Genomic DNA, 19,825 nt, shown 5'->3' on the forward strand with positions numbered 1-19,825 from the left:
TTATCTACTCTTTCGATATATCGTTTGTTTCACGTTCAAATTTTTATAAATTGCCCAAAGCAGCGTATCGGTTCGGTTAATTTGTTTAAACAGCTTAGAGAAGTTGTACGTGTCTTGGTTGATTTTTTTGGCATGCTGCTTGTAGTTAGCTGTCGTATGCTCCAAAAAGCTTTCAACCGCAACTATCCGCTGCGTCACGAGATTTGCTTTAATTCGGTTCAGTGCCAAAAAACCATCAAACGCTATCGCTTGCGACTCAAACTTCTCAATCGCTGCTTCTTTCACATTATAAACGTCACTAATATCGACGATGCAATTAATTTGTTCGGGCGGAATCGCACAATTTATCTCATACTGTCGAATCGCACAGTCAACAGCAGGCAGTTGTTCTAGTGTATCCGCTAAGAGTTGAGCCGTCGCCGTATGATCGCGGTGTGCGTCAACAAATAGTGGACAATAAATCAGATCTGGATTAATCTTCATAATCATGTCTTTTAGTTTGTGTTGCGAAAGCTCATTACTTGTCACGTTGCCATCCGGTAAGCCCATATAATGAATCGCCGTTAGGCCAAGGATATCTTTGACGCTATCGATTTCCTGTTGCCTAGCCTTGGTCAGCTCTTCCTTTGGCAAATCGGACACACTATTGGAACCATCCGTGATAAAAACACAATGAATTTCAGCACCTTCGTTTGCATGAAGTCGGACCGTCCCACCTGGGCCAATCGTTTCATCATCCATATGTGGTGCAAGGATTAGTACCCGCATCGCATTATTCGTTCCAGACAATGGTTTGTTGGCTTGATAGTGCTTCTTTAAAATCAGTTTCGTCACAGGTATATTTATTGGTTTTACCATGTTAATAATCAACTCTTTGACGTTCATGACGTTGACTCCCTTTTCCTGCCCTTTTTACCTACAAATTTCTTCCAAACAAACTGAAAGGCTTCTACTTTTGTCACATACGCACCTGCGACATAAACGATTGCACCAATTACCCCAACAATAACAATTTGCATGAGATTAGACAAGTCATTAATGATTGGTTTGATTGGCAAAATAGCTGCAACCATCACGAGAACAGCCGCGGTTATTTTTATATATTCGATCGTTACTTTTTTCAAATTTAATCCACCGACTAGTTTTAGAAAAATAACAAGCTGGGCCCCGACATAAAACAATGCATTGACAGAGGCTGCCAGTGGTATCCCTCGGTAACCAATCCAAGCGGTAAAGATATAGTTGAGGACGAAATTTAATAAGATTGATGTCAAACTAATCATCAAAATTAGGTTTCCTTTTTTTAACGAATAAAACCCTTTATTAATCACATTATTTAAGCTAAAAAATAACACAGACCCAAAGTATAGGTAAGCAACTTGAGTTGTCGCCATTGTCGCACTTGTCGTAAATTCCCCGCGCTGATAAAGCAAGGCAATTATATTCGGCATTAGTACGAGCATACCAACAATTGACGGCAAAAGTATGAAATACATCGTCGTTAAGCCTTGTTCAATTCCTTTTTTGAATAACTTGTTGTCATCGGTGGCAATTGCTTTTGATAGCATTGGAAAAATAATCGTTGCAATCGTTACGCCAAAGATTCCTTGGGGCATGTGGACTAAATTTTTCGCATAATTAATATATGTAACGGCACCCTCTTGGAATTGACTGGCAAAAATCGTACCAACCATTAAATTAATTTGGCCAACAGCAACCGTTAAGCCGACAGGGATAAAGACGAAATAAAAATGTTTCACCTCAAGCCAGTCGAGCTTTCCGTTTAAATCGATGACAGCTTTGGCAGGTCGAATGAGCACCCACTTAAATAGAAGCGATAACACCGTACCGACCGTATAACCTAGCGCAAGCGAATACGGTCCAATTTGTCTTGCAAACAAAAAGGCAGCCAAAATCGAGGCTACGATCACGATAATTTGCGAGACCATCGATAGTGAAAATTTATTTTTCGCATCAAAATAGGCTTCAAGCACCGCATTGATCCCAACAAACATAATTGTTGCAAAGAAAATAACCGACACCCACACCGCAATCTCCGTTGCAGCAGCACTAAATTCCGGGTATAAAAGTGGGATGTAGTATGGTGCAAGCGCCATTCCGAGCACAGTAACAACGAGGCTAATCACATTGGTCCCTTTCATTACTTGACCAAAATGGTAGTTACCGCGGTTTTCTTCTAACGCTTCTATGTAACTTGGTACGAATGCGTTTTTCATTCCGGTTGTCATAAATAAAATAAACATATTTGGGATAATAAACGCGGCCAAATAGGCATCAGCGATATAACTATCCCCAAAATAATAAGCAATTACCATATCCCGGATCAGTCCGGATACTTTCAATAAAAGCGATGCACCGATAAACAGTACACTCGCAAGTCCTAATTTTGATTTCAAGCTACATACCTCTTTCATGTCAGGCACTACTATATGCAATATTATATTTGATTTTATCACAATTCATCGTAATTCTGAACATATTCCTAGGTTAGACGAAAATGTTTCTATTTATGATGGTTTGTTTAAGAAAAGCGCAAGTCGCGCCTTGCCCGGGGCTATACAGCTCTTGGATCCTCTTATACTTTCTTTTCTCCTAAAAAAAGAATGCAAATCAGTGTTGATTCACATTCTTTCGGGTTGTTACTATTGATAATTACTCCACAATACTTCATCCGTTTCCACATTAATAACAGAGGTGTTGCTCCACTTTTTCGCATAGTTAACTGCTTCATCTAGCTGATACGACTCGAACAACTCACCTTTTGTCAGATGGACAACCTCATATGGTGCACTCATGTAGTTCGACCAGAAGAGTTCTCCATCATCTATGCTGTAAACAGACGTATTTTTCCATTTTACTGCATATGCGACTGCTTGGTCGAGCGTATACGTTTGATATAGGACACCTTGGCTTACATGTTTTACTTCATATACCGGTGGCAGATAATTGGACCACATCAATTCACCTGTTTCCACGTTTATGACAGCCGTATTTTTCCATTTTTTTGCATAGGCAAGCGAGTCCTTGAGCTGATAGGAGTCAAATAATTTACCTTGCGAGGCATGTCTTACCTCATACACTTCTGGTAAATAGTTTGACCACACAAGCTCACCTGATAACATACGATATACAGACGTGTTCTTCCATTTTTTCGCATAATCAAGGGCTTGTCCTAATCCATAGGAACTGTACAGCACACCTTGGGATGCATGGACCACTTTATACTTTTTCCCGGTGCTTGCAATTTTACGCGTATCATACCCAGCATAATAACTGTTGATTGCTTCAGCTAAGCCTGCTGCAGCCTGTTGTTGAAAAGCGTCTGTCTTAAGCAAACGTTCCTCATCAGGGTTTGACAGATAACCCAATTCAACAAGTACGGAAGGCATTTGCGCATTTCTCGTGACAAACAGGTTGTTCTGCACAATCCCGACACCTTCTTTTACTGGCAAATTGTTAAGCATCGTGCTATGGACTGTTTGCGCTAGCTTTCGACTTTCTGGTGAAAATTTCACTTGCACCGGGTCAGGTGGATAACTCTTGTTAATGCCGCTCGCGATATCAAAATAGTAGGTTTCATACCCACGCACACTCGAATCCTCACGAGCATTATGGTGAATCGAAATGAAAATACTATCCTCACGATTGCCCTCTGCCAATTGATTGGCTCTATTCACTCTTTCTTGTAAATCGGCGGATTGGGTCGTTGCAAACGCCTGATCGGTTTCCCTTGTCATGTTAACCGTAAACCCTTGTTTAACAAGGATGTCTCGAAGCTTCCGTGCAACCGCTAAATTGGCATCCTTTTCATAGTACCCTGTCTTGTTGCCGGAATAGCCTGCTGTCCCGGTGAACTTACCGCCATGACCAGGATCAAGAATGACTTGCTTTCCCCCAGCCGCTTGGACTGGTGTAACGAATAACAACACCCCAACGATGACTGTCAACATATGTAATATCCGTCTTTCCATGGTTTCTCCCCTTATTTATGTTTTTCTAGAAAGCTAGTCTACTATTCTATTATAGAAGGGAAGTAGCTAATTGACGACATCATTCGACAAAATAATCAATCGTTTGCAGCGTGGATTGATGGAAGGATGGGGAATAATTACCATTTTTTTAAAAAACTTGGCTGTTAAGACGTTTTTTGTTACCATTTGGCCGTTGGATGCGCTCGCTCGGGCTTGTATATCGGTTTTTGTTATAAAAAAAGGCATGCGCCCGGTCGATACCGTAACACATGCCCTAACCAATTTATTTGCGCGGACTTAAACGGGAGGGAGACCCCGATTTCACCCACTTAGCCGCTGTTTCACAGGGGTGTTATCCCCCTTCACCTTACTGATTTACCGCGCATCAAAGGAGAATCGTTCCCCCGCTTACTTTTCCAACAGGTAGTTTAGGTAGGCGTCGGACCAGTCGTAGATTTGAAGGAGTTGGTCGACGTTTTGCTCGAAATAGTCTTCTGGGTTAACGACTTTACTTACCATATCCTTATCACCGATGTTATACAAACGTGCGGTTCGCTTGCTCGTCTCTGGTGTATAGAGAATGTCGTTGTTAAACAAGCTACCAGTCCCTAAATAATACCGCATGCCAAGCAAGTTATTTTCATATTGTAATAGATTTTGACCGAAGTAAACATAATTTGGTTCTACACCAAGCAAGTTTGCAATCGTCGGCATCATATCGAGCTGTCCACCAGTCGTCTCAATTTCTTGTGGATTTTTATCGGATACACCTGGTGCATAGACAATGAACGGCACATTGAACCGGTCGATTAACGAATAAGGACTGCCGAACATATCACCTAACAGCTTCACATCCTCGTCCTGAAGCAAGCGACCGTGAACACCGGAGTGGTCACCGTACAATGCAATAACGGAATTGTCCCACAATCCAGCATCCTGCAATGATTGGAACAGCTGACCGAGCGCTTCATCGGCGTAGCGAACAGACTGTAGGTAATTACCGATTAATGTACCCTCATATTCTGCCGGGAGGTCAAGGTATTGTTTATCTTCTGGCATTTCAAATGGTGTGTGATTCGTTAGTGACACGAGCTGTGCATAAAATGGCTGGCCTTGTTGTTGAAATTTTTTCAATTGCTTCATTGACTTCTGATAAAAAACTTCATCTGACGGCCCAATCCCTACAACATCTTCATCGCCAAAATAATTTTTCGCAAAATATTCGTCAAATCCGAGTGCCGGATACAACTTGTCGCGATTCCAATAGGTGATATCATCAGCATGAAATGTAGCCGTACGATATCCCTGTTCTCCAAGTATGCGTGGTAAACTCGGAATTTCCTGTCCATCGATTAAGGAGGAAACAGCAACATCACCTTTTGGATAAATCGATGTATTCATAATAAACTCCGCATCCGACGTGTTTCCCGCACCAATTTGCTGGAATACATTGGTGAAATAAAAGCTCTCCTTGACCCACTTATTTAAATTCGGCGTTATTTCCTGCCCGTCAATTTTAAGGTTAATCACAAAGTCTTGCAGTGATTCGGCTTGGATGACAATCAGGTTCTTATCCTTTGCTGCACCGAAATACTTGTGGTCTGTGAATTTTACCGGGATATTTCCTTTAATTCTACTTATTTCATCGGTTTGCACGCCTGCATCCTTTGTGGCAAAAACGTAAGATGCAGTTGGTTTATTTTCTGCATAAGCTTTTATCATCTGACTGTTTAATATCCCGTGTTGTTCTGAAAAAAGCGTCTGGTCCATGATACGCTCACTGCTATAAAAGGTAAAGTTAATCGTTGAAATGAGCAGGGCGTTCATCAGAACGAAAGCTGCCACCGGTTTTGAAATACCTTTTGTCATGCGGTAGCCTTTTATTTTTATCAGAAGGACAACTACAATAAGTAGTCCAATATCAGCAAAATACAAAAAATCAGTTGGCTTAATGAGTAGTGCTATGCTATCACTTACCGAGCCAAGTTGGTTGAGTTGCAGTAAGTCAAAATAAGTTGGAATCGTTTCAAAATAACGCTGGTAAACGACCATTCCGAGAAAAACGCTTGAGAGTATCATATCAATCACGAGGTAAGAAATTACTTTGCCTCTTCTTTGCCATAGTTCAACAACCGCAAAAAGAAGCGCGACGATACTAATCTCATACCATACACTCATGGCTATATTATAATTTTCAAATAATGTCGCTCGTAGCATGATAACTTTGATTGTCATCATTATTAAAAAGAAGAAAAAGTAATTTCTCATTCTAACACTCCTTCACTTACTTAATGATAAGTAAATGTAAAGAGAATGTAAATAAAATGTGAAATCTTTTTATGGTAATTAATGGGGAAATTGATGCACGGGGACTGCGTGACAAATTTTAAAGTTAACAAACCAGTTGTTTGGCTAGTTGTGGGGCCTCGGGTTGCGTGAGAGGGCACGAGCGGCACGGGAATGGGGCTTGGCTAGTGTTTGAGGACGAGCACACGGCATGGGCTTCAGGGGCGGCATTCGGACTCTGTTCACCGGATTTCTTCTTTCCCTGTCCGAATCACACCCGAATTCAGACTCTGTTCACCGGATTTTGACTTTCCTTGTCCGAATAGCACCCGGATTCGGACTCTGTTCACCGGATTTTAACTTTCCCTGTCCGAATAGCACCCGGATTCGGACTCTGTTCACCGGATTTCTTCTTTCCCTGTCCGAATCACACCCGAATTCGGACTCTGTTCACCGGATTTTGACTTTCCTTGTCCGAATAGCACCCGGATTCGGACTCTGTTCACCGGATTTTAACTTTCCCTGTCCGAATAGCACCCGGATTCGGACTCTGTTCACCGGATTTTGACTTTCCTTGTCCGAATAGCACCCGGATTCGGACTCTGTTCACACGATTTTGACTTTCCTTGTCCGAATCACACCCGAATTCGGACTCTGTTCACCGGATTTTGACTTTCCTTGTCCGAATCACACCTGGATTCGGACTCTGTTCACCCGATTTTGACTTTCCTTGTCCGAATCACACCCGGATTCGGACTCTGTTCACCGGATTTCTTCTTTCCTTGTCCGAATAGCACCCGGATTCGGACTCTGTTCACCGGATTTTAACTTTCCCTGTCCGAATAGCACCCGGATTCGGACTCTGTTCACTGGATTTTAACTTTCCCTGTCCGAATCACACCCGGATTCGGACTCTGTTCACCGGATTTTGACTTTCCTTGTCCGAATAGCACCCGGATTCGGACTCTGTTCACTGGATTTTAACTCTCCTTGTCTGAATTACACCCGAATCAAAAAGGAACCCAGAAGCTTGGGTCCCTTTTAGTTAATTATTCTTTGTCTTCGTCTTTTTTGACTGCATCTTCGTTAGTAGTTGCATCGCTTTGTTGGTCTGTTACACCTTCATCTTCGCCACCAGGAGCAACATCTCCATTTTCACCGTTCGTACCAGCGTCGTCATTCATCTCAACGCCATCATCGATACCCTCTTCATCAAGTTCTTGGTCGATTTCGTCTGTAACGTCATCACCAGTGTCCTCGATTCCTTCACCAGCATCATCGATGTCATCTCCTACATCATTCATTTCATCTTGAATCTCATCTGCAGGAGTTTCCTCTGGTGGTGGGTTTTGTTCATCATCATCGTTACTTGCACAACCAGTAATTAATGATACAGCAAGTGCGGGAGCGCCTAACTTAATTAGCCATTTTTTATCCATCGGTATTTCCTCCTTATTTAGAATTTCTATCTTAGCTTTCCCGTTATTTAGCTAAAAATTTTAGGATGTTTTATCCAATTCTAAATCGTTAACGCCGAATGGGAGTGGAAAATATCAGCAATCAGAACTAACTGTCATTTTCCAACTATTATCGTGTTTCAATTATTAAATAATATACTTCCGGATTTTTCTTCATAATTTTAACCTGTATTACAAATACTACTATCACCTTAAAATTATTTTAGGAAGAGACGGATGCCAATGAAACCACCTGCAAAACACGAAGCTATTTTTTGGAGTATTGCATTACCAGGATTAGCACAAATTTTAAATGGAAAATTGTTTAAAGGAACATTACTAATAGGACTAGAGTTCCTCATTAATGTGCAAAGCAATTTTAACTTGGCCATTCTGTATTCATTTACTGGCGCAATTGAGCAAGCCGCATTTATTGTTGACTATCAGTGGCTAATGTTTTATCCGTGTATTTACTTATTTGGTATGTGGGATGCCTATCGTGATGCAGAGGGAAATGGAACACGCTACGATTATTTACCTTTTGTGTTTACTGCGTTTTCGGTAACGGTGGGGTTGATGTATTCTTCTGCCAATACATACTTAGGTCACACGATAGGACCCATTTTCTTTCCAATTTTATGTGTTATCCCTGGCATTTTAATCGGTTTGACTGTTAAAAAAACCTGGCTGTATGTGAAACATTGAACTTGTGTACTAAGTAACAAGTCACCTGTATGCTCAGGTGACTACATCGATCATTTTATTTAATGGCAAACATTATTTCCGCTTCACATGCAAGTTCTCCGTCGACAGTTGCTGTTGCTTTACCTTTACCAATCGGCCCTTTTAAACGGACGATTTCAACTTCTAATTTCAGCTGATCACCAGGCTTAACTTGGCGTTTGAAGCGGCACTTATCAATCCCAGCTAGGAAGCCGATTTTCCCTTTATTTTCTTCTTTGTTCAAAATAACAACCGCACCGACCTGTGCGAGTGCTTCAACGATTAATACACCAGGCATGACTGGATAATCAGGGAAATGGCCTTGGAAAAATGGCTCATTAATGGTAACATTTTTCTTGCCAACGACACGCTTATCGTCTTCAATCTCGGTGATTTCGTCGACTAACAAAAATGGATAACGATGCGGGATTGTTTCCTTAATCTTCTGGATATCAAACATATGTATAACTCCTTCCACTTTTGATGTGTTTCCATTATAGCAAACCTAGATAGATTTTGGATCTTTTTATACTTTCTTATCGTATAAAAAAAAAGCTCGCAGAAGTCTACAAGCTAGCAAACATAACTTTATCCTTCACCAACGACAAGATCAATGATGTGTTTCCATGTGCTAAATTCTAGGGCTTCGGTTGGCTCCTTGCCACCTAGTCCCCCGTATCCGACCATCATCCCAATCATTAAGGCTACATAGCATAGGACAAATACAACGATAAGTCGAAGCCAGATCGGGACAATACGACGCACGGGCTTATTAGCTAGTTTTTCCTCTGCCTTCTGTTGCCTGCGACGCGACCTTGCAGTTGAGTGTTCGTTATGTCGCTCAAGCCGTTCTATTCTTTTTTCCTGTCGTTGAAGCCTTTTCACGTGTCTAGTTGGACTTTCATTGACATTATTCGTTTGCAATGTAGACATGGATGACGCTCCTTACTATTTTAATAATCATTTAGCGCAACTGATTAATTAAACCCATCATTTGATCATTCATGGAGATTGACCTTGCATTCAATTGATATACACGTTGCGTTGTGACTAAATCGGTCATTTGTTTTGCAACATCAACATTAGAATTCTCTAACGAACCACTTTTTATTTGTACTTCAGCCTCGTCTGCTACAGGAATAATTTCCCCTGGATCAAATGCCTGTAGCGATTGTTCCGAAAGTCGGAAATTGTTGTTGCCGGTTGCTTCGAGTAATCGCGGTCTAACCGCCTCGACAACCTGCAACTGCCCTTCGACTGCCGTTTGACCATTCCTTGTTACTTCGATTGCCCCTGTACTTGTGATCGAGATGGCTTCCATATTATCCGCTAATACGACCGGGCCATCTGCACCTAATAGCGGGAACCCATCAGCGGTTGCGATGGCAACTTGATCATTGCCAAGTGGATTCAAATAAAAATTCCCCGCGCGGGTGTATCTTGTTTCTGTCTCCCCATTTTCGGTTACAGCAATTTGGAAAAAATGATTGCCTTTTAGTAACGCTAAGTCTAATGCTCGACCTGTTTCTTTTAACGCACCAGCTTTTAAATCAAGCGTCGTATTAGACATTCTCGCACCAGCACCAACCCGAATACCATCTGGTGTTAAGCGACCTTGTGCATTTTCAGGAGCTGATAGGTTGTTGATTTGTTGGACCAACAAGGATGAGAATTCAGCATTTCGCGTTTTAAAGCCTGTTGTATCTACATTTGCCATATTGTTGCCGATAACGTCGAGCTTATTTTGCAGCTGGCCCATCGTCACTGCTGCTTGCATTGCAATTCTACTCATTCGGACTCATCCTCCCTATCTTAGTCTTGCGATTTCATTGACTGCTTTTTCCATGCTTTGGTCATATGCCTTTAGTACCGACTGATTTGATTCAAATACTCGGTAAGCTTGCATCATTTCCGTCATAGCTCGGTTTGGGTCAACATTCGAACTTTCCAAGTAATTTTGCTTGACCGAAAAGGTGACCGCATTGTTCGCCCGCGCATCAACTAGCAGCTCGCCACCTTCAGCCAACTGATAAAGGCTCTCGCCATTTTTCACTAAATCATTGGCATTGGCACTATAAGCAACACCGACATTAACATTCCCACCCGCAAGTTGGACCGTCCCATCTGCTGTAACGGTGAAATCTTCTCCATCTGTCGCAATCCGGTTTCCTCGTGCATCAAGCACGTAATAGCCCTCTTGGGTTGTCAAAAATCCTTGGCCATCGACGGTAAAATTTCCGTTTCTCGTATAACGCACGTCGCCACCCGCATTTTGTACGGTGAAAAATAAACCGCCCGTATCATCTGGCATTACGCCACCAACAATAGCCATATCCGTCGTCATTCCCGTTTCTTTTAACGCTCCTTGGCTAAAATCTGGAATGGTTTCTTGGACATAAACACCGGTGTTGAGCGAACCGATTTTCCTCATCATTGGAATATGTACACCTTTCGACGAGGAAATTTGTTTGGATTGCACCTTATTGATGAGTAGCTCTGGGAATGATTTTAACGTTGCCTGATCGGCTTTATAGCCCGGTGTCAGCGCATTTGCGATATTATTTGATAACGTCTCTTGCCGCCTTTGTTGGGCAAGCATACCTGCTGCTGCCGTATAATAACCTCTTAACACGGTTCATTCCCCTTTTCTCAACCGGTAAACATTTTCCGGCTATTCCTGATGAAATCCTACAATTTTCGCCGTTAAGGCTAAGAAAAGCGCAAGTCGCGCCCGGAGCTAGACAGCTCTTGGATTTTTTTATACTCAAAGAAGTGGTTCAAAAAGTCAGTATTTAAACAATTTTATTTCGTTCAATTTTATCGATATTCTCAAGCATAATGCCCGTACCTTTTGCGACACAGTGCATTGGTTCTTCTGCTAATAACACTGGTACCTTTAATTCTTCTGCAAGTAACGTATCTAATCCGTGCAACATCGCGCCACCACCAGTCAGAATAACACCGCGGTCGATAATATCGGCAGACAATTCTGGAGGTGTTTGTTCAAGCACGGTCTTCGCTGCTTGCACGATTAACGCAACCGATTCACGTAACGCCTCTTCAATTTCAGCAGAGCGAATCGTAATTGTACGCGGCAAACCTGTGACCATATCCCGGCCACGGATATCAATTTCCTCATCTCGTGCACCCGGAAATACGGTTGCAATTTGGATTTTAATATCCTCGGACGTACGCTCACCAATTAACAATTTATATTTTCTTTTTACATAATTTAAAATTTCATTATCGAATTTGTCACCAGCCATCTTAATTGACTGTGCTGTAACAATGTCACCCATCGATAGCACAGCGACATCTGTCGTGCCACCACCGATATCGACAACCATGTTCCCACTTGGTTGGAATATATCCATTCCTGCCCCAATCGCAGCAACTTTTGGTTCTTCTTCTAAGTATACTTTTTTACCGCCGGACTTCTCAGCCGCTTCCTTGATTGCTTTTTGTTCAACTTTTGTAATATTTGTTGGGCAACAAATTAGCATTCTAGGCTTTGATAAGAATCCACGTACATTGATTTTATTAATAAAATATTTTAACATTGCTTCGGTAACGTCAAAATCAGCAATTACCCCATCTTTTAATGGACGAATCGCTTCAATATTCCCTGGTGTACGCCCGACCATTCGTCTTGCTTCGTCACCAACTTCAAGCACTCGGCCTGTGTTGCGGTCCATAGCGACAACTGAGGGTTCGTTTAATACAATTCCTTTACCTTTTACATGAATTAAAACATTGGCCGTTCCAAGATCGATTCCGATATCCCTAGAAAACATGAGTTTGATCCTCCCTGCCTAATTAGTTGCGATGTATCCGTGCTTGAACACAATGCTTCTAGTTATATATAATATCACAACTGAGTAATATTAGTTAATGATAATCAGAAAAAAAGTATTCGTTCTTGTTGTGTTCAAGCATCGATAGGCTATAGGAGGATCTAGGGATTAACTTACCGGTTTGATTGGTTCCGCAACATCTAGCACTTCTTCAGGTGCATCTGATTTGTATTTTAGCTTGGTTGCTTCACCACCACGCAAATGTCTAATTGCTTTATGGTGATCCAACACTTCTTTTACTTCATTCGACAATTCAGGATTTATTTCTGGGAGTCTTTCCGTCAAATCTTTGTGAACAGTGCTTTTGGAAACGCCAAATTCCTTGGCAATTACCCTGACAGTCTTTTTCGTTTCCACGATGTACTTACCAATCTTGATTGTCCTATCTTTGATGTAGTCGTGCACATCACTCGCCTCCCTAAGTTGTCTGTCCAAGGTGAATCGAGACAAGCGGATGAGAAACGTGGTCTTTAGTATAGGTCGTATGTAGGATAAAAGAATTGTAAGTTTAGCAGAATGTTGCAGAAAAGCCCCACACACTCTCACCTTAGACCTTTCTTGGATTGGTTTGTAACAGTCTATTAGGAAAAACGAAGGAATATGCTATTTTTTTCAAGAAAAGCACAGGCGCCTGGTTAGGCTAAGGCAGGCTACGAAGTGGAGTACAATTTACTACCGTTTGGCCGCTGCATGCGCTCGCTCGGGCTTGTATATCGGTTTTTGTTACCGTTTGGCCACTAGAAGGGCTCGGTCGGGCGTTAATATTGTTCTTTGACTACCGTTTGGCCACTAGAAGGGCTTGGTCGGGCGTTAATATCGTTCTTTGACTACCGTTTGACCGCTGGATGGGCTCGGTCGGGCGTTAATATCGTTCTTTGACTACCGTTTGACCGCTGGATGGGCTCGGTCGGGCGTTAATATCGTTCTTTGACTACCGTTTGACCGCTAGAAGGGCTTGGTCGGTAGTCAAGAATCTAAGATCCCCGGGCTCTGTCACCCAACATCCTCATAGGCAGGGTCTTTTAACGGTTCCGTGACATCTCCAATAGCTGCCAAAGGATGCTCGCGCAAGTTGACGATTGAATTTAACGGACCCAAAACAAGGAACGAAACAGCTGTTAGAAGCAATAATTTATTCACCAATTGAAAAACCTCCCCTATTTTGAACAACCTTCTTTAGCAAAAACTTCCTTGCGCGGCTCGTAAAGGCAAGCGGGCAAAGAAATGATCGCTTCTTTTTCCAATAAAGTCCTGGCACGATTCCATCAATAAGTCTTTATCTCTCGTAGCAAGACCGTAATAATATTTCAACAAAGGTGTGTTAATGGTCATTTCATTTAAAATCGCCCGGGCAAGATGATCGTTTCCTTTTACAATTTCAATGTGCGCTTGTTCAGCTGGGTCTTCTGTGGATATACCGTTGACATGGCCAAAAACGGCACAAATAAACGGGTAATTTCGCCATTCAATGTCAGCTAATAGCTGCTTATCATCTAGCTTTTCGGCAATAACTTTTGCCTCATTTAAGTGGTACATACTCGATGAAAAGTCTTCAAAGATGTATGAAAGCGATAAATTTTCGTTGTAAGTGGAACGTTTGCTTAATTGCCCGAAACGCATGCTTCCTCCCTAAGATAAGCTCGTTCCTTTTCCAATAATAGATGAACAATAAAGCGTCCATCCTTACCTTATACAAGGTAACAAGTAAGGGATTGTTGATTTGATTTAAGTACTGGTTGATTTTGTCGATATAGTAACCTAGTGCAGCAAATTGATGCGTGGAATAGTGAATAGAAACTTTTGCTAGGGTGACGATACAATATAACGCGGGAGAATTAATTTTGACTGAATCTAGTAATTCGATGGCGGTAGGCGGTGATAAGAGATTTCTTTTTAAATCAACCATCACTTGATAGACCGTGGCAAAGCTTTGATTACTGTCACGGCCCGACTGCTTATTCCGTTCGATCAGCTTGTCCACCTCACGCATATTACCATTCATATAAAAGAACTCCATACCGACAATCCAGTTATCTTCTATCATCGTCTGATCACAAAATCGCTTAGCCATTTCGATTACTGTTTTCTCATCACAATTCATACTGACCAAGGAAATATATTCGTGAAAATAAAGTGAGCGACCTTGCGATAAGTATGAATCAAGCATATCCCGGCCCCACTTTTTAATCGTCATGCTGCACACCTCTCCCCCGTCATTCCTACTATTTCTTCCATTATTTCATAACATTGTGATATTACAATACCGGGCAGAACAAGAATCGTTCGACATTTTTTTGCAATCGACAATAGTAGTGTCATACTTCCTGAGAAAAATCACCGAGTTTTGTCAAATTTACTGCTAACGTGTATTCCAAAAGGAGCAATCACCTAAAAAATTTTTATTAAAATAATCAAATATAGCACACTAGCCCAATCGTCTATAAACTTTTATCCATAGGTTGAGAGTAGGGAATAACCCAATGATGAGATATCGAAAGGAGAAATCGTTCATGTATCAAAAACGACCACAAATGCACAGAGGAGTTCCGGCAGACCAACAAAGATTTTTCGGACCAGGACTTGTACCAGGTTTAATCGGAGCGGGTATCGGAGCGTTAGGAGGAGAACTACTAGATCCAGAGCCAGACTATGATAACTTCGGACCTGGATATGGATATGGATACGGGGCACCGGGTTATGGTGCGGGATACGGTGCTGGATTCGGAGCACCGGGTTATGGCGCTGGATTTGGACCAGGATACGGTGCTGGATATGGCGCTGGAGTTACGCCAGGATACGGAACACCTGGTCATGGCGCTGGTTACGGCGCACCAGGATTTGGAGCGACACCTGGTTATGGTGCCGGATACGGCGCACCAGGATTTGGAGTGACACCTGGTCATGGCGCTGGTTACGGCACACCAGGATTTGGAGCGACACCTGGTCACGGCACTGGATACGGCACACCAGGATTTGGAGCAACACCTGGTCATGGCACTGGATACGGCGCTGGGTTCGGGGCACCAGGCTACGGCGGATACGGAACACCTGGTTTAGGCGCAGCTGGTGAGTTAGTTGACGAAGAGCCAGATGCGGATGATATTGGCCCTGGTTATGGTTACAACAACCCAGGCTTCGGCAACTTTTAAAGATAACGGACGCATGCATAAAAAAACGTATGGAGATTTCTGTCTCCATACGTTTTTGATTTATACTTTATGCATTTGCCATCGCAGCTGACGATTCTGTTTCTTGATCCTTTTTACCTTCATCTTTTTTGTCGTCTTTTGGATCTTTCTTGTCATCACCAGCGTCATCGCCATCATCTTCTGAATTGACAGCATTGTCTTGACTAGTGGCATCTTCTTGGCTTGTTGTACCTTCTGCATCGTGTTCAGAGCCGTCAGATTGATTTGATTCTTCTGTACTGTTGTCTGGTTTTTCAATTTCAGTCATTGGTTTGTTAAAATAATCCTCAGGGTTGACAGGCACTCCCGCTTTACGCACTTCAAAATGCACGTGGACACCGCTTGCTTGGCCGTAAATATTTCGACCCGCAGAACCAATTGTGTCACCTTGTTTTACTTCTGCACCAGTTTCAACTAACACATTTTCTAAGCTTGCGTAATAAGTAGTAAGATCGTTATCATGTGTCATTTGAATTACATTACCTAATAACGGATCCTTTTTCACTTCTGTTACTGTACCACTTAGTGACGCTGTGACATCAAATGTTTCATCTTCCGCAGACGCAATATCTACCCCTTTAGATTGATAGTATTTATTGTTGTATAGAACAAGTGCTTTTTCTTGATCTTCACTGTCTGCGTCATAGTCGTAAAATTTTGTTACAATCTTTGCTTGATTTTCGTCTGCAACCGGCATTAACATGGACTCTGTTTGCTCCATTACTGGTTCGGTATCACGTTCGCTATCAAAGTCTACGTTGCCACTGCCAGCTTGACTTTGGTCTGCACGAGAAATTTCGTCGTTACTAATTTCTGTGTCATTCGAATCTGATGCTAACGGACTTCCGCTATCCAGATTTTGATACCATAACACTCCTGTCAACAACAATGCCGCAATCGTTAAATACGCTGCAGGGAAAAACCACTTTTTACCGAAGATACGTTTCCAACCATTTTTTGAAACGTTCTTATTTTCCTCTCTCATTTCATCATCACCTCAGGAACCATTCTGATCAGAAAGAGGAAGATATATACATTGTTTCAAAAAAATTTTTGTATTTATTATTCGACAAAATGTCACGATTATGCATTTAACTGAATTCATCGGCTTTACCTGCGTCAGCAAGCCTTGCTTCATATGGTTTGTTGCTTCTCACTTTATTTCTGCAGTGGATCAAATATGTAGTAGTTTGAATTCCACTCTGGCCCATTGATGCCCCTTAGCAAACCAGCTAATTTTCTTGCCAAAATTAATGTTAGTATGCATTTAATTCTGACTCTAGAAAAATTTACACAGCATGCAGGTACAACTAAGAAAAGCGCAAGTCGCGCCTTCGAAACAAGAAAACCACTTGTTTCTGCGATGTCTATTCTTAGAAGTGTTCCATAGTGCCTAGACTAAGGCAGGCTACGAAGTGGAGCACAAATGACTACCGTTTGTCACTTAACAGGGCTCGACCGGGCGTTATTTGCGGGCTTTGACTACCGTTTGTCACTTAACAGGGCTCGATCGGGCGTCATTTGCGCGCTTTGACTACCGTTTGTCACTTAACAGGGCTCGATCGGGCGTCATTTGCGCGCTTTGACTACCGTTTGTCACTTAACAGGGCTCGATTGGGCGTCATTTGCGGGCTTTGACTACCGTTTGGACGCTAACAGGGCTCGATTGGGCGTCATTTGCGCGCTTTGACTACCGTTTGGACGCTAACAGGGCTCGATCGGGCGTCATTCGCGCGCTTTGACTACCGTTTGGACGCTAACAGGGCTCGATCGGGCGTCATTCGCGCGCTTTGACTACCGTTTGTCACTTAACAGGGCTCGATTGGTAATCAAAAAGGTATCCTGAATCTGAATCTAAGATCCCCTACAAAACCCAGGAATCTACACTTGCCCACCCCTGAAAAGCGTAAGACAAGCCTCGTAATGGCGGTCTGTGCCATGTAGAGGATTGACTTATGACTCGGGAGGGCTAAGTGTGCCCTGCACTAGACAGCTCTTGCATTTTTTATGCTTTCTTATCTTTTTAAAAAACACTACTGTTCTTTTGATGCAAGCTGTTTGTTTTGAAGCTCTGGTACAGCCTTTTCGATATTCTGAACCGTGACACCTTGGTAGTAGTAAGTTACAATGTCGCGGTAACTCTTCCCTTCTTTCGCCATTCCATTTGCACCATACTGACTCATTCCAACACCATGACCGTAACCTTTTGTTTTAAAAACAAGGTGCTTCTTTTTTTGTTCAACCGTGAAATCACTTGACTTTAAGTCTAATTTCTCTCGAACATCACGCCCACTAAATTCTTTGCCGCCAATAGTAATAGAATCAACCCGATTACTTTTTGTACGTGAAATTTGAAACGGTGAAGAATCTGCAATGGTTACACCTAACTTTTGCTCGACTTCTTCAATAGTAAAAATAGCCTGATCCATGTATTTCGGTGAATCCTTATCCCACGGACTCGCCACACTTCTTAAGTAAGGCAACTCGTCTGACCAATACTCTTCCGAATCCTCAGTATAGCCGTTACTCGTTGAGAAAAATGCCGGTGTAATTGGTTCTTGTTCATAGGTAACAATCTCCCCGACTGTGGCAGCAACAGCTTTTCGTATTTTATTGATTTTCCAATTGTAATCCGCACCCCACACGCGTTTCAGTTCGTCCTCACTTTTGTACACCTGGTGCTGGACCGTATCAGTTACGTCAGCTCCACCCTCAACCGTACTCTCCCCTTGCTTTAACAGGTAGTTAACAACGTACGTCCTTGCCGCAAGTGCTTGTGCCTTTAATGCCTCTATCTCAAAATCAGCAGGCATTTCCGATGCGACGACCCTTGTCACATAATCCTCCAATGGCACCTCTTCTACCTTGTTTGTTTCTGTTCGAAATACTTTTACCGAAAACACCGAATCATCCGGATTAAGGGAAACCGTTTTAGCCTCTGCCTCAGCGCGTTCTACCGATGACGCTGGGTCGGCTCCACCGATATACGGGACAACAATGACAGTTGGGATGATCAGTATCACACCCACGAGGCTTGCTATTAAAATTAAACTAGGTCTTCTCCAGCTATTAGTAGTCAATTTCCTTTTCCGTTTATGCATGAATGGCCTCCTTCCTTCTCTACTGGTTTAGGCTTTGGAATTATTGTCTTCTAATCTACTATCAAATCTATTCGCCACTTAAAAAATATAGAACCAAAATAAAAGAACAGATTATCAATAAATAACCTGTTCTTAATAGCTATGCAGACTACTTGTCCGCTATGAAGTTTTTCTTACAAGAAGTTCACAATCTACTACCACCGAGCTAGACTCTAGCACCCCATTAATTAAATCAACCAGCATAAAGGCTGCCAATCTTCCAATTTTATCCTTCTCCTGTCTAATGGTTGACAATGGCGGTTGGGTGTATTTGCTTATTTCAATGTCATCACACCCCACAATTGCCAAATCTTCAGGGATAGCTAAACCATTTTCCCTAATCGCTAAAATCGCACCAAAAGCCATCACATCAGAGGCAACAAACATGGCAGAAGGAATAGCTTTGTTCGCCAAAATTTGTTTCATCGCTTGATAACCACTTTCTTCTGAAAAGTCACCAGCCATCATCCAATCTTGATTGACCGTTAAACCGAATTCAGCTAAACCGTTTCTAAAACCCTCTTCCCGTTCCATTCCTACAACTGTATTAACTAGGCCACCGATATAGCCAATGTCACGATGCCCCGTCAAATACAAATGCTCAATCACTTTTTTCCCCATATTCATATTATTTGTCATCACATAACCAGACCGATTACCAGTTAATTGAATATCGATACCGATACAAGGAATGTCACTTTCATCCAATTGATAAATCGATTGTTGAATTTCATCGCCACCAATAACGATACAACCAGTTACCTCAGCCTCGATACATTTAGCAACATAATTAATGCCCATTACTTTGCTTGAAAAAAACACTAGATCATATCCCAATAAGCCAACTTCCTTACTGAACGCTTCCATTACTTCCACAAAGAATGGGTGGTTAAAAGAAACACGAACACCATAAATAACACCAATCCGTTTTTTCGTTCGTTGCACTTTAGCCTGATAACCTGTCTCAGCCATAACATCGAGAATTCGCTTCCTCGTCGCATCGCCAACATCCGTATAATTATGGATTACCTTCGAAACGGTTCCGACTGAAACTCCAGCCCGCTTCGCAATTTCTTTTATTGTTATTTTCATACTACTGCCTCTCTATTAAAAAAAATCAAACTTTCTTACATTATATCGCCTTTGTCTACTAAATGGGCTGGATATTAACTAAATTGCACCAAA

General features: G+C 42.1%; 18 protein-coding genes and 1 pseudogene. 3 read left to right on the forward strand and 16 right to left on the reverse strand.

What is annotated here, in order from left to right:
- From NC799_RS07200 to NC799_RS07210, 3 genes are all read right to left on the reverse strand, one after another.
- Entirely contained in the window at positions 1-885 is an 885-nt protein-coding gene (locus NC799_RS07200; RefSeq protein ID WP_272445716.1) for a PIG-L deacetylase family protein, read from the reverse strand.
- Positions 882-2,417, reverse strand: coding sequence for a murein biosynthesis integral membrane protein MurJ (murJ, locus tag NC799_RS07205; protein ID WP_272445717.1), 1,536 nt, complete (start codon positions 2,415-2,417; stop codon positions 882-884). The genes NC799_RS07200 and murJ overlap by 4 nt, the downstream gene beginning before the upstream one ends.
- A 246-nt stretch (positions 2,418-2,663) precedes the next feature.
- Complete coding sequence (locus NC799_RS07210; RefSeq protein ID WP_272445718.1) at positions 2,664-3,992, reverse strand: N-acetylmuramoyl-L-alanine amidase family protein; 1,329 nt, start codon at positions 3,990-3,992, stop codon at positions 2,664-2,666.
- Between the two features lie 70 nt (positions 3,993-4,062).
- Between NC799_RS07210 and NC799_RS07215 the strand changes: the two genes are divergently transcribed.
- Entirely contained in the window at positions 4,063-4,293 is a 231-nt protein-coding gene (locus NC799_RS07215) for a hypothetical protein (protein WP_272445719.1), read from the forward strand.
- A 107-nt stretch (positions 4,294-4,400) separates the two neighbouring features.
- Here the strand turns inward: NC799_RS07215 and NC799_RS07220 are convergent, their stop codons facing one another.
- Together NC799_RS07220 and NC799_RS07225 are read right to left on the reverse strand one after the other, a co-directional pair.
- A complete protein-coding gene (locus NC799_RS07220; RefSeq protein ID WP_272445720.1) occupies positions 4,401-6,260 on the reverse strand; it encodes an LTA synthase family protein in 1,860 nt (619 codons plus the stop codon).
- A 1,067-nt stretch (positions 6,261-7,327) separates the two neighbouring features.
- Positions 7,328-7,717 (reverse strand): hypothetical protein, encoded by a 390-nt coding sequence (locus NC799_RS07225; RefSeq protein WP_272445721.1) that lies wholly within the window; start codon positions 7,715-7,717, stop codon positions 7,328-7,330.
- A 255-nt stretch (positions 7,718-7,972) separates the two neighbouring features.
- Here NC799_RS07225 and NC799_RS07230 point away from each other — a divergent pair, with 255 nt between their 5' ends.
- A complete protein-coding gene (locus NC799_RS07230) occupies positions 7,973-8,440 on the forward strand; it encodes a hypothetical protein (RefSeq protein WP_334313850.1) in 468 nt (155 codons plus the stop codon).
- A 55-nt stretch (positions 8,441-8,495) separates the two neighbouring features.
- Here NC799_RS07230 and fabZ read toward each other — a convergent pair whose 3' ends face one another.
- From fabZ to NC799_RS18415, 8 genes and pseudogenes are all read right to left on the reverse strand, one after another.
- Positions 8,496-8,918 (reverse strand): 3-hydroxyacyl-ACP dehydratase FabZ, encoded by a 423-nt coding sequence (gene fabZ / locus NC799_RS07235; RefSeq protein WP_272445722.1) that lies wholly within the window; start codon positions 8,916-8,918, stop codon positions 8,496-8,498.
- Between the two features lie 128 nt (positions 8,919-9,046).
- Entirely contained in the window at positions 9,047-9,391 is a 345-nt protein-coding gene (locus tag NC799_RS07240; protein ID WP_272445723.1) for a DNA-directed RNA polymerase subunit beta, read from the reverse strand.
- A gap of 31 nt (positions 9,392-9,422) precedes the next feature.
- Positions 9,423-10,250, reverse strand: a complete 828-nt coding sequence (locus tag NC799_RS07245) for a flagellar hook-basal body protein (RefSeq protein WP_272445724.1) — start codon at positions 10,248-10,250, stop codon at positions 9,423-9,425.
- A 15-nt stretch (positions 10,251-10,265) separates the two neighbouring features.
- On the reverse strand, positions 10,266-11,090 hold the full coding sequence (locus NC799_RS07250) for a flagellar hook-basal body protein (protein ID WP_272445725.1): 825 nt from the start codon (positions 11,088-11,090) through the stop codon (positions 10,266-10,268).
- A 160-nt stretch (positions 11,091-11,250) separates the two neighbouring features.
- Positions 11,251-12,252 carry a rod shape-determining protein gene (gene mreB, locus NC799_RS07255; RefSeq protein ID WP_272445726.1) on the reverse strand — a complete coding sequence of 334 codons (1,002 nt, stop codon included), beginning with the start codon at positions 12,250-12,252 and terminating at the stop codon, positions 11,251-11,253.
- Between the two features lie 168 nt (positions 12,253-12,420).
- Positions 12,421-12,717 (reverse strand): sporulation transcriptional regulator SpoIIID, encoded by a 297-nt coding sequence (gene spoIIID, locus NC799_RS07260; RefSeq protein ID WP_272445727.1) that lies wholly within the window; start codon positions 12,715-12,717, stop codon positions 12,421-12,423.
- Positions 12,718-13,305: 588 nt separating this feature from the next.
- Positions 13,306-13,455: a hypothetical protein gene (locus NC799_RS07265; RefSeq protein ID WP_272445728.1), complete on the reverse strand. Its 150-nt coding sequence runs from the start codon at positions 13,453-13,455 to the stop codon at positions 13,306-13,308.
- A gap of 33 nt (positions 13,456-13,488) precedes the next feature.
- Positions 13,489-14,506 (reverse strand): annotated as a pseudogene (locus NC799_RS18415) (AimR family lysis-lysogeny pheromone receptor).
- Positions 14,507-14,822: 316 nt separating this feature from the next.
- Between NC799_RS18415 and NC799_RS07280 the strand changes: the two are divergent.
- A complete protein-coding gene (locus NC799_RS07280; RefSeq protein ID WP_272445731.1) occupies positions 14,823-15,461 on the forward strand; it encodes a hypothetical protein in 639 nt (212 codons plus the stop codon).
- A gap of 67 nt (positions 15,462-15,528) precedes the next feature.
- Here the strand turns inward: NC799_RS07280 and NC799_RS07285 are convergent, their stop codons facing one another.
- From NC799_RS07285 to NC799_RS07295, 3 genes are all read right to left on the reverse strand, one after another.
- Complete coding sequence (locus NC799_RS07285; RefSeq protein WP_272445732.1) at positions 15,529-16,485, reverse strand: M23 family metallopeptidase; 957 nt, start codon at positions 16,483-16,485, stop codon at positions 15,529-15,531.
- Between the two features lie 1,048 nt (positions 16,486-17,533).
- Positions 17,534-18,601 carry a stage II sporulation protein D gene (spoIID, locus tag NC799_RS07290; protein WP_272445733.1) on the reverse strand — a complete coding sequence of 356 codons (1,068 nt, stop codon included), beginning with the start codon at positions 18,599-18,601 and terminating at the stop codon, positions 17,534-17,536.
- 159 nt (positions 18,602-18,760) lie between these two features.
- Complete coding sequence (locus NC799_RS07295) at positions 18,761-19,732, reverse strand: LacI family DNA-binding transcriptional regulator (RefSeq protein ID WP_272445734.1); 972 nt, start codon at positions 19,730-19,732, stop codon at positions 18,761-18,763.
- Positions 19,733-19,825: the final 93 nt, after the last annotated feature.

The sequence above is a fragment of the Aquibacillus salsiterrae genome, assembly GCF_028416595.1.
GTDB classification, from domain to species: Bacteria; Bacillota; Bacilli; order Bacillales; family Amphibacillaceae; genus Aquibacillus_A; species Aquibacillus_A salsiterrae.